The 10,324-nt window shown below is 43.8% G+C and carries 15 protein-coding genes; 13 read left to right on the forward strand and 2 right to left on the reverse strand.

Features of this window, described 5'->3' with window-relative positions:
- Positions 1 to 127: 127 nt before the first annotated feature.
- The 9 genes from AC805_RS02450 (at position 128) to AC805_RS02490 (ending at position 4,263) form a co-directional block, all read left to right on the forward strand.
- A complete protein-coding gene (locus AC805_RS02450; RefSeq protein WP_055073955.1) occupies positions 128 to 508 on the forward strand; it encodes an endonuclease domain-containing protein in 381 nt (126 codons plus the stop codon).
- Between the two features lie 73 nt (positions 509 to 581).
- Positions 582 to 788: a type II toxin-antitoxin system HicA family toxin gene (locus tag AC805_RS02455; RefSeq protein ID WP_055073956.1), complete on the forward strand. Its 207-nt coding sequence runs from the start codon at positions 582 to 584 to the stop codon at positions 786 to 788.
- Positions 788 to 1,012: a type II toxin-antitoxin system HicB family antitoxin gene (locus AC805_RS02460; protein WP_055073957.1), complete on the forward strand. Its 225-nt coding sequence runs from the start codon at positions 788 to 790 to the stop codon at positions 1,010 to 1,012. The genes AC805_RS02455 and AC805_RS02460 overlap by 1 nt, the downstream gene beginning before the upstream one ends.
- 2 nt (positions 1,013 to 1,014) lie before the next feature.
- Positions 1,015 to 1,239: a YgiT-type zinc finger protein gene (locus AC805_RS02465; protein ID WP_055073958.1), complete on the forward strand. Its 225-nt coding sequence runs from the start codon at positions 1,015 to 1,017 to the stop codon at positions 1,237 to 1,239.
- A gap of 52 nt (positions 1,240 to 1,291) precedes the next feature.
- Complete coding sequence (locus tag AC805_RS02470) at positions 1,292 to 1,543, forward strand: DUF433 domain-containing protein (RefSeq protein ID WP_009626329.1); 252 nt, start codon at positions 1,292 to 1,294, stop codon at positions 1,541 to 1,543.
- A gap of 19 nt (positions 1,544 to 1,562) precedes the next feature.
- Entirely contained in the window at positions 1,563 to 1,892 is a 330-nt protein-coding gene (locus tag AC805_RS02475) for a DUF5615 family PIN-like protein (RefSeq protein ID WP_197278610.1), read from the forward strand.
- 80 nt (positions 1,893 to 1,972) lie between these two features.
- The gene (locus AC805_RS02480) at positions 1,973 to 2,146 is read left to right on the forward strand and encodes a type II toxin-antitoxin system HicB family antitoxin (RefSeq protein ID WP_369122822.1); all 174 of its coding nucleotides are present in this window, start codon (positions 1,973 to 1,975) and stop codon (positions 2,144 to 2,146) included.
- Between the two features lie 78 nt (positions 2,147 to 2,224).
- Complete coding sequence (gene crtD, locus AC805_RS02485) at positions 2,225 to 3,751, forward strand: C-3',4' desaturase CrtD (protein WP_055073960.1); 1,527 nt, start codon at positions 2,225 to 2,227, stop codon at positions 3,749 to 3,751.
- A gap of 134 nt (positions 3,752 to 3,885) precedes the next feature.
- Positions 3,886 to 4,263, forward strand: a complete 378-nt coding sequence (locus tag AC805_RS02490) for a hypothetical protein (protein ID WP_055073961.1) — start codon at positions 3,886 to 3,888, stop codon at positions 4,261 to 4,263.
- A 6-nt stretch (positions 4,264 to 4,269) separates the two neighbouring features.
- On the opposite strand, the gene AC805_RS02495 is transcribed toward AC805_RS02490, so the two are convergent.
- Complete coding sequence (locus tag AC805_RS02495) at positions 4,270 to 5,376, reverse strand: FAD-binding oxidoreductase (protein WP_055073962.1); 1,107 nt, start codon at positions 5,374 to 5,376, stop codon at positions 4,270 to 4,272.
- A gap of 216 nt (positions 5,377 to 5,592) precedes the next feature.
- Here AC805_RS02495 and AC805_RS02500 point away from each other — a divergent pair, with 216 nt between their 5' ends.
- The 4 genes from AC805_RS02500 (at position 5,593) to clpX (ending at position 9,884) form a co-directional block, all read left to right on the forward strand.
- On the forward strand, positions 5,593 to 5,991 hold the full coding sequence (locus tag AC805_RS02500; protein WP_055073963.1) for an FHA domain-containing protein: 399 nt from the start codon (positions 5,593 to 5,595) through the stop codon (positions 5,989 to 5,991).
- Between the two features lie 235 nt (positions 5,992 to 6,226).
- Positions 6,227 to 7,636 (forward strand): trigger factor, encoded by a 1,410-nt coding sequence (tig, locus tag AC805_RS02505; protein WP_055073964.1) that lies wholly within the window; start codon positions 6,227 to 6,229, stop codon positions 7,634 to 7,636.
- A gap of 207 nt (positions 7,637 to 7,843) precedes the next feature.
- Entirely contained in the window at positions 7,844 to 8,515 is a 672-nt protein-coding gene (gene clpP / locus AC805_RS02510) for an ATP-dependent Clp endopeptidase proteolytic subunit ClpP (protein WP_156341289.1), read from the forward strand.
- Positions 8,516 to 8,546: 31 nt separating this feature from the next.
- Positions 8,547 to 9,884 carry an ATP-dependent protease ATP-binding subunit ClpX gene (gene clpX, locus AC805_RS02515; RefSeq protein WP_055073966.1) on the forward strand — a complete coding sequence of 446 codons (1,338 nt, stop codon included), beginning with the start codon at positions 8,547 to 8,549 and terminating at the stop codon, positions 9,882 to 9,884.
- 199 nt (positions 9,885 to 10,083) lie between these two features.
- Here clpX and AC805_RS25405 read toward each other — a convergent pair whose 3' ends face one another.
- Entirely contained in the window at positions 10,084 to 10,245 is a 162-nt protein-coding gene (locus tag AC805_RS25405; protein ID WP_197278611.1) for a hypothetical protein, read from the reverse strand.
- Positions 10,246 to 10,324 lie beyond the last annotated feature (79 nt).

A 10,324-nucleotide genomic window follows, 5' to 3' on the forward strand; every position in this document is an offset into this window, starting at 1 on the left:
ACAGAGTACACACAAAACTCCCTGACTACGTTTCAAGGTTTAGATCCCCCTCAATCCCCCTTGCAAAGGGGGAAGAAGAGAAAGAAATTAATTCTCCCCCCTTTACAAGGGGGGCTGGGGGGGATCAATGACACTTAAAATCAGCGAACACCATCTTCCCTATAACCCTGACCTCACCGCCAGAGCCAAAGAACTGCGTCAAAATATGACACCCGCAGAAAGAAAACTTTGGCATCGATATTTAAAAAACTTCCGATTTAGAGTTCTACGACAAAGACCAATTGACCATTTCATCGTTGATTTCTACTGTCCTAGCCTCAAACTAGTGATTGAAGTTGACGGCGAGAGTCACTATAGCGATGAGGGAAAAGCTTATGATCAAGAAAGAACACAACTATTAGAAGGCTATGGGATTAAGGTGATTCGGTTTACTAATCGACAGGTTTTAGATGATTTTGAGAATGTGTGTGAGGAGATAGAGAGGATGATCCCCCCCAGCCCCCCTTGAGAAGGGGGGAGAAGAGGTAATTTGGAATCTTTAGAATATAAAATTTATCTTATCAACACCTCAGTAAATCCCTATGCCAAAAAAGATTCGAGAACTAAAAAGTATGTTACTGAAGGCAGGATTTACTTATCGTTCCGCTAAAGGTAGCCATACAGTTTGGATACATGAACTATTACCAGAACTGCCACTGACGATCGCAGGTAAAGATGGCGATGATGCCAAACTCTATTTAGAAAAAGAAGTTAAACAAAGATTGAAAAAACTAGAGGATTTAGAGTAATGCCACACTACAGCATGATAATTATCTGGTCAGAAGAAGATAGTTGCTATCTTGTTCATCTCCCAGACTTCCCATTTCAGCAATTTCATACGCATGGCGATACTTACGAAGAAGCTGCTAAACATGGACAGGAGGTAATTAATAGCTATCTTGAGATTTACCGTGAAGAGGGAAAATCTCTGCCGCAGCCGAAAAATTCTTTGCAACTTTTGCAAGCAGCATAGAAATGGAATGTATTTACTGTAAAGGTCACATGGAGAAAAAGACTGCACCGTTTAGCATTCAGAAAAATGGTTATTACTTACATTGGGATGCAATTCCTGAATTTGTTTGCAATCATTGCGGTGAGGTCTATTTTGCTGAGCATGAAGTTGATATCATTCAATCAGCCATTTCAGAATTAGATCGTAGAAATGTTGAGTTTTACACACCTGACAAAGAAGTTGCGTAAACAATTTCTTTAGATGTAATTTCTTATAGCTAAAAAAATAGAGGAGAGATTTATGCCAGTTACTAATGAATCACTGTTATCAAGAATTACCTTCGATCGCAATATTTTGGGTGGTAAGCCCATAATTCGCGGTATGAGAATTTCCGTGGCGATGATTTTAGAGCTTTTGTCTAAGGGAGCAGCAATGCAAGAAATTTTGGAAGATTATCCAGATTTAGAAATAGCTGATATTTATGCAGCATTACTCTATGCTTATCGCCTAGTCGCTAATGAGGAGATTTTTGAAAGGTCGGTTGCATCATAGTCATGAGATTTTACTTGATATGAATGCAAGTGGTGCTTTACTGAATTTATTGCTAGATTCTGGTCATGATGTTGCTTGTGTGCGTGATGTTGATCGCAAAATGAGTGATAGTGAGATTTTGAATTGGGCGGTAAGAGAAAAGCGCATTATCATTACGACGGATTCCGATTTTGAGCAAATGATTTGGCTACAAGGAAGGCAACATTGTGGAGTTTTAAGATTGGAAAATTTACTTCGTTCAGAAAGAATGGCTCTATTTCAAGATGTATTGTCTAGTTGGGGGCAAGATTTAGAAGCTAGAGCCGTTGTGATTGCATCAAAGCAAAAAATTCGGATTCGTAGAAGCTAAAATTAATGAAGAATCATCAATCAATGCGATACACAATTCTCATTCAATGATCTGATGAAGATAACTGTTTTGTTGTCTTTTTGCCTGAATTTACAAATGTGATGCAGCCTTGCACCCACGGCGATACATACTTAGAGGCAGTCCAAAATGCTCAAGAAGTCATCGAACTGCTAGCAGAAACTGCCATAGAAAAAGGTGAACCATTGCCCAAGCGCCAAAAGTTTCAAGCAATTCCAGTTTTACAAGCTGCATAGATTGAGATCTGTCTCATGTGAGGGCGATCGCTTAGACTAGATTAAGAATTATTAATTATTGTTAATCAGTCATAGCCAGTGTTGAGTAAATCTAAACAAAAAATAAAACCAAAAATTATTGTGATTGGCGCAGGAATCGGGGGCTTAACGGCGGCGGCTTTGTTGGCAAAGCGGGGCTATGAAGTCGTTGTTTATGACTTGGCGATCGTTGCGGGTGGTTGTGCCTCCACATTTAAGCGGCGGGGCTTTACCTTTGATGTGGGCGCGACACAGGTGGCGGGATTGGAATCTGGCGGGATTCACGATCGCATTTTTAAAGAACTAGAAATAGAACTTCCCGAAGCGACCGATTGCGATCCTGCCTGTGCCGTGTTTTTACCCAATGAGAATGAACCGATTAACGTCTGGCGCGATCGCCAAAAGTGGAAACTCGAACGACAAAGGCAATTTCCCAATAGCGAACCATTTTGGAATTTTCTCGAAGATTTATTTTGGCGCAGTTGGCGTTTTCAGTCACGCGATCCGATCTTGCCGCCACGTAATATTTGGGATGCATGGCAATTAGTGAAAGCTTTACGAATTGATACTTTGGCGACGGTTCCCTATACCTTCTCGACCGTGGGCGACGCTCTGCAAGGTTTTGGCTTAGCCAGTGACAAAAGATTACGTACCTTTCTCGATTTGCAATTGAAGCTCTATTCACAGGTAAATGCGGAAGAGACGGCTTTACTTTACGCTGCGACCGCTTTAGCAGTTTCCCAAACTCCGTTAGGGCTGTTTCATCTTAAGGGAAGTATGCAAGTCTTAAGCGATCGCTTGATTGAGAGTATTGAGCGCGATGGCGGCAAAGTGTTAATGCAGCATCAAGTTACAGCGATCGCTGATCAAGGTAAAAGTAAAAAGATAAAAGTAAAAAATCTGCGATCGCAAGAGATTTTTGAAGATAGCGCCGATCACATTGTGGCGAATGTGACGGTGAATAATTTTGTGCAGCTTTTGGGAGATGCTGCGCCCAAGGGCTATGCGAAACGGGTTGCTAATCTCAAGCCTGCTTCTGTTGCGTTTGTGGTTTATTTGGGAGTGGATCGGGCTGCGATTCCTGAAGGTTGTCCGCCGCATTTGCAATTTTTGGAAGCCTATGAGGATTCCCAAATTCATAAACCCCATTCGCTATTTGTTTCCGTTAGTAAGGAAGGAGATGGTCGCGCTCCCGATGGAAAAGCGACGATAATTGCTTCTGAGTTTACCGATGCGGCAGTTTGGTATGGCGACCAAGATTATCAAGAACTTAAGAAGAGATTCACGGAACGAGCGATCGCGCAGTTAAGTAACTATTTCCATCTCAACAAAGAGACAATCATTCATGTTGAGGCGGCGACACCGCAAACCTTTGAGCGATATACAGGACGCGATCGCGGTATCGTTGGCGGCGTAGGAATGCGCGTTTCTACCTTTGCTCCCTTTGGTTTCGCTAATCGCACCCCGCTCAAAAATATTTGGCTAGTTGGTGACTCTACCCATCCAGGAGAAGGAACCGCAGGGGTGAGTTATTCAGCACTAACAGTAGTCAGGCAGATAGAGCAATCGTCACGCAAACTGATTTAATATCGTTAATCGTTACATCACCAAGCAACTACACAAATCGAAGTTAAGTTGATGTCAGCACAACCAAGAGAAATGCGGTGATAAAAGCACTCAAAATCGAGATATTCGCAAAGCTAAAAACTATTGGAGAGACTATGAACAGCGTACAAGCCCAGACAAATAATGCGCCAGTTAACACCTTAGTAAGTGACAGCTATTTGGATGCTCTGATTAATTCTCTGCAAGATCCTATTGAATCAGCTTGCTATCTTACTGCGATCATCGAAGCTGAAGAGCCTGAACCTGAGCTACTGTCCCTAGCACTTAACGACGTATCTAAAGCGCTAGATCAAACAGGAGCTAGTACTCAATCTCTAGAAGCAATCTTACAAAAACAAGGTACTGAAGCAATTCACAGTTTAGCTGATTGGCTCAAGGGGCTAGGGTTAAAACTGTCGGTGACAGTTGATGCTGCTGAAGTTCAGTTGGAAGATCCTGATCAAGATTTAGAAGAATTAGAAATAGCGGCTTAAGTGTACCTAGAGGGTAAAGGGTCGCCAAGGTAGATCGCTTGTGCCAGTTAACAGCAAATCCTTGGTAATTTGAGCCGTTATGGGAGCCATCAATACGCCATTGCGATAGTGACCTGTCGCAACGAGCAGGTGGGGATGATCGGGGACAAAACCTAAAATGGGCGATTGATTAGCAAGCGGTCTGGGTCGATCGCCTGCCCATGTTTCCAAAACTTCCGCATTTGCAAAGGTGGGACACCAAGCGATCGCTTGGTCTAGCAACAACGATACGTTCGCCTCGCAGGGGATTTGCTTGGGTTCAAATTCTAGGGTTGCACCGAGCCAATAGCGATCGCCGCCTAAAGGCACAATATTGAGATCCGAGCCATCCTCATTTTCAATATGAACGACGTTTTGGAGGTTTAGGTTGGGGATATACAATAGCAAGGCTTGACCGCCAACAGGTTGCATAAGATCCTGCCCCGCATATTTAGGGTGATTTTGTAAAAAAGGGGCAAGTAGGGCATTAGCGCCCAAGCCTGAGGTCACGACAATGCGATCGCTGGATATTTCTTCTAAATTATTCACTGATGTATTCCAAAGGAACTTCACCCCATTTTGGGTAGCCGCTGTAACTAGAGCCTTAACCAATTGGGTAGGATGCACAGCGCGATCGCAGGGACTTAATAAGCCGCCATCGGTTTTCCATAGTGGAAAATCAGCGGAAACTTCCTCGCGATCTAGCCATTGCAGCGCAAATCCCTGTCTTGCGCGAATTTCAGACAGCGATCTCGATTTGCTCTCAGCATCGGGCGATCGGTATAGATTTAAAATCCCCTTGCGGTTGTAGAGAATATCGTACTGGGTTTGATCGGTCAGTTCGGCAATCAAGTGATCGTATTTACTCAAGCTTGCCAAACGTAACTTTACCAAAACTCCCCTTGCTCTGGAGCTAGAAGCTGCCATGAGTACGCCCAAAGCCGAGCTTGTCGATACCATTGCAGGTCGAGCATTGGCTTCAAGCACTGTTACCCTAAGTTCATCATTTATCCCTTCGTTGTTTTTGCCTTTACTTAGCTCATAGGCGAGCATTGCCCCAATCACCCCGCAACCAATGATAGTGACGCTTTTCATGAATATTTAGCTTAAGATTAAACGCTTCGATTAAATTTGCTGAAAAAAGTAAATTTTGCTTACCTAATCTAGGTAGGTAAGATTCGATCTTTACGGTCTTTATAGTTAGATCGCAATCATGCTTAAAGTCAATGCTAAACTTTTGAAATAAGTGCAAATCCTGTAGCATTTGCGGTAGAACATCCCTTAGTCCTGCAAAATTAATGCATTAACCCTGTGATTACGCTGAACCTACTGCATCCTATCGAAGCTATCCCGATCCAAACATGGAAATTTCAATCTGAGCCTGTCATTAGAATTGGGCGATCGGGGGATAATGACGTGATCCTTTATAGCTCAGTTGTCTCTCGTTACCATGTGGAGCTCCGTCGTCATTCACTGCATTGGGAGATCGTTAATATTGGCGCAAATGGCACGTATATTAACGATCAACAGATCGAAACAGAGCGAGTGCAGGACGGCATTACGATTCGCCTTGCGACCACTGGTCCCAAATTACAAATTTTGCTAGATGGCGCAGAAGCGATGACACCTTCATCACGCGATGCCGCTACTAAGTCGGTGTCGCCCAATAAGCCCGCCGATGGTCGTCCTACCTTTATGTCGAAAAAGTAAAGGCGAAAGAGTAAAGGCGAAAGAGTAAAGGGGGATTATGGGTGAGGGCAAAATTTACTCTCAGCCAGTTTATAGTTTTTTGAAATATGCGATCGCCAATATCGTATTATCATAGACTTGGCATAATTTGGCACAAGTTGACAGTTTTGCCAAAAGTTGGCAAAAGCCCAAACAACGTTTTTTGATTTCTAGATATATTCAATCTAGGCATACTTAATCTAGGCATATTTAAATAATGAAGGTCACTCTAGAGAAGCTTCCCGCTAGTCAAATTGGTTTTGACATTCAAGTAGAAGGGGCAAAGTCTCAAGCAATATACGATCGCATCGTCAAAGATTTGACACGCACGATGCAAGTTCCTGGTTTTCGCAAAGGTAAAGCCCCTACTCAACTTGTATTGAGACAGGTTGGCAGTCAAAGACTTAAAGCTAATGTCCTTGAAGAGCTACTGGAAAAAACCTTAAATGAAGCTCTTGCGGAAAATAAAGAAGTAAAAGATAAGGCTCTGGGCGGCTTCCAACTTGTTACGGATATCGAGACCCTCGTTCAAATCTTCACTCCAGGACAAGAGTTATCCTTTAAGGCGGCGATCGATGTTGAACCAGAAGTAAATCTTGCAAAATATCAAGGCTTTATCGTAAAAGCAGAAGAAATTAAGCCTGACCTCACCGAAGTCGATCGCACCTTAAACGAATTCCAAGTTCGCAAGTCTACCCTTGTTCCCGTCGAAGATCGGGCTATTCAGATCAATGATGTAGTCACCGTCGATCTTAAGGTTCTAGACCGCGCCACAGGCGAAGAATTGCCCGATGCAGGTGAAGAAGATTTTCAGTTAGATGTGGATGAAAAAGCATTTATTCCTGAAGTTGTTCAAGCGATCGTCGGTGCAGCGATCGATGATGTTATTGAAGTTGAGTCGGTTTTTCCTGAAGAATATTACCCTGAGGAATATGTCGGTAAGGAAATTAAGTATGTAGTCTCGATCAAATCGATCAAAGGTCGCGAACTTCCTGCCCTTGATGACGAATTTGCTCAATCGATTAGCGACAAACAAACGATCTCCGAACTACGCGAACTGCTCGAAAAGCGTGTAGTAGAAGATGCTGAGGCAAAGACTCAAGCAAACAAGGAACGGGCAGTGCTTGAAGCACTTACCGCCGAACTGGAGGTCGATCTGCCTGTAACCCTACTGCAACAAGAACTTGACTTTTTGGTAAGACAACAAGCCAGTTACTTGCAAGAACGCATCGACCCAGCTATGGCAAAGCAGCTATTTACTAAGGAACTGGTTGAAGAAATGCGCCGCCTCAATCAACCAGAGGCAGTTAATCGCCTCAGACGTAAAGTTGCCCTAGATGAAATCGTCAGACAGGAAAATATCACTGTTGATGAAGCCGAACTCAAGGAAAGAGTCGCTAATACCCTTGCAGCCATTAAGGATCCTAATATCGATGTTTCTAGATTAGCTGATTTAATCCAAGAGGAGATCTTGAGCGAACGCGCCTTGGCATGGCTAATCGAGCATTCTGAAATAGAGCTGGTCGAGCAAGGGTCGCTCAAGCCAGAACCTGAAGTTCTCGAAAGTATCTCACCAGAGGCTGATGCAGATGTTGTAACCGTTGATGCATCATCTGAAGAAGCTTAATTAAACAAGAGAGGGGGTGCTTAGCACCCCTCTCTTGTTTAATTAGATTGAATTAGTTATGAAAATTTTGGCTTAGGATTAGTGTGGCTGGATACCAATACAATTTTTGAGGCATAATAGCTCTCAAGTAGGTATCTTTAAACTCAAACTTTACTGTTCGAGTTTTGCCTAGGATATTGCGTTAACTTTATGGTGAATTCAAAACGAATGTACCCTTTATCTAGTCAATTAACATCAAACCAATTTGCGATCGCTTCGACCCAAAATCAGGTTGTGCCGATGGTAGTCGAGCAATCAGGTAAAGGCGAAAGAGCATTTGATATTTTTTCGCGTTTACTGCGCGAACGCATCGTGTTCTTAGGTTCGCAAGTAGATGACACCACCGCAAACCTGATCATGTCACAGCTTTTATTCTTAGAAGCTGAAGACCCAGACAAAGACATTTATTTATATATCAACTCTCCTGGAGGCTCTGTCTATGCAGGCATGGCGATCCTCGATACGATGAATCACGTTCGCCCCGACGTTTGTACTATTTGTATGGGGTTAGCAGCGAGTATGGGAGCGTTTCTCCTAGCCTCTGGTGCTAAAGGTAAACGGATGTCGTTGCCCAATGCGCGGATCATGATTCACCAGCCCCTTGGTGGCGCTCAAGGTCAAGCCGTTGATATCGAAATCCAAGCGCGAGAAATCCTTTACATTAAGCGATCGCTCAACGAGATGCTAGCTGCCAGTACAGGCAAGCCCATCGAGCAGATCGAGCAAGACACCGAACGTGATTTCTTTATGTCACCAGCAGAAGCTCAACAATATGGTTTAATCGATCAAGTTTTAACTAATTCCAAAGGCTTCCAGCCCTCTGCCCTATCCTTAGTCTAGCCATTGCGACAACCTCACATTGAGATAGCTTATGCCCAGTAAATATGACTCTCATCTTAAATGTTCCTTCTGTGGTAAGTCGCAGGAGCAGGTACGCAAGTTAATTGCTGGACCAGGGGTATACATTTGCGATGAGTGTGTGGATTTATGTAACGAAATCCTCGATGAGGAGTTGTTTAATAGCGCTCCTCCCCAAGCTGCCCAACGAAAAGATCCTGCCAATGAAAAGCGAAAACCAAAAACTGCGGCAAATCTTAATCTCAATCAGATCCCCAAGCCCCGCGATATCAAGCGCTATCTCGATGAAAATGTAGTCGGTCAAGACGAGGCTAAAAAGGTTTTGTCGGTAGCGGTTTACAACCATTACAAGCGCTTGAGCTTTATCGAGTCCTCAGCAAAAGGTCAGAATGAAGATGGAATTGAACTTCAGAAGTCTAATATTTTGCTGATTGGACCCACGGGCTGTGGCAAGACCCTTTTAGCACAAACCTTGGCTGAGATGCTGGATGTGCCTTTTGCGGTTGCTGATGCGACCACACTGACTGAGGCTGGCTACGTTGGCGAAGATGTAGAGAATATTTTACTGAGGCTATTACAGGTCGCCGATCTTGATGTCGAAGAGGCTCAGCGGGGCATCATATATATCGATGAAATTGATAAAATTGCCCGTAAGGGAGAAAACACCTCGATTACCCGTGATGTATCGGGAGAAGGGGTACAGCAAGCATTACTGAAAATGCTAGAAGGCACGATCGCGAATGTGCCGCCTCAAGGTGGTCGCAAACATCCCTACCAAGACTGTATCCAGATCGATACGAAAAATATCTTGTTTATCTGTGGTGGGGCTTTTGGTGGGTTAGAAAAGTCGATCGAGCAACGTATTGGCAAAAAGTCGATGGGGTTTGTGCAGCAGGGTGAAGCTATGCCCCGTGAAAAGCGCACTGCTGAAATTCTGAAGAATGTACAGCCTGACGATTTGGTTAAGTTTGGCATGATTCCAGAATTTATCGGGCGCGTACCCGTAACGGCGGTGGTCGATCCCCTTGACGAAAAGGCTTTGATGGCAATCTTAACCGAACCTCGGAGTGCCTTGATTAAGCAGTATCAAAAGCTCTTGAAAATGGATAACGTCCAGCTTGAGTTCCAAACTGATGCGGTACAGGCGATCGCCAAAGAAGCCTATCGTCGTAAAACAGGTGCGAGAGCTTTACGGGGTATCGTCGAGCAATTGATGCTAGACATGATGTATGAGCTGCCATCCCGCAAGGATGTGACTAAGTGTTTAATTACTCGCGATATGGTAGAAAAACTATCCACAGCCGAGATTTTGCAGCATCCTGCCTCCATGCCTAAACCTGAATCAGCCTAGAGAAAAAAGACTCGCTTTACGAGTCTTTTTTTCTCTAGGAAGGGAAAGGGGCGGCGCAAAGCGCCGCCCCTTTCCTTTTTTGTTTTTTGTCCTAGGGTTTTCAAAGTTCAAAATGGCGTAGCCATTTTGAACTTTGGTATAAATGAAGGCAAGAAAAGTATTAGAAGCAAGTATTAGCAATTGGGGCGATCGCCAACGCCTACAAGTTGCTTTTGAATAATGCCGTGAGAGGATTTGGAGGTTGCCGTAATTGTTGGCTTTGCTGTCCGAGAGCAACACTAATCAAGACGATCGCAATACCAAGAATTTGGAGGGGGGTGAGGGTCTGGTGTAAAAAGAAGAAGCCAATAAATGTTGCCACTAGAGGACTCATTAAAATAGTATAGTCGTTTTAAATAACTTGTAGACGGGCTTCGACTTCGCTCAGCCCTCGGTGTAAG

This window comes from Pseudanabaena sp. 'Roaring Creek' (genome assembly GCF_001402795.1).
In the GTDB taxonomy this organism is placed as follows: Bacteria; Cyanobacteriota; Cyanobacteriia; order Pseudanabaenales; family Pseudanabaenaceae; genus Pseudanabaena.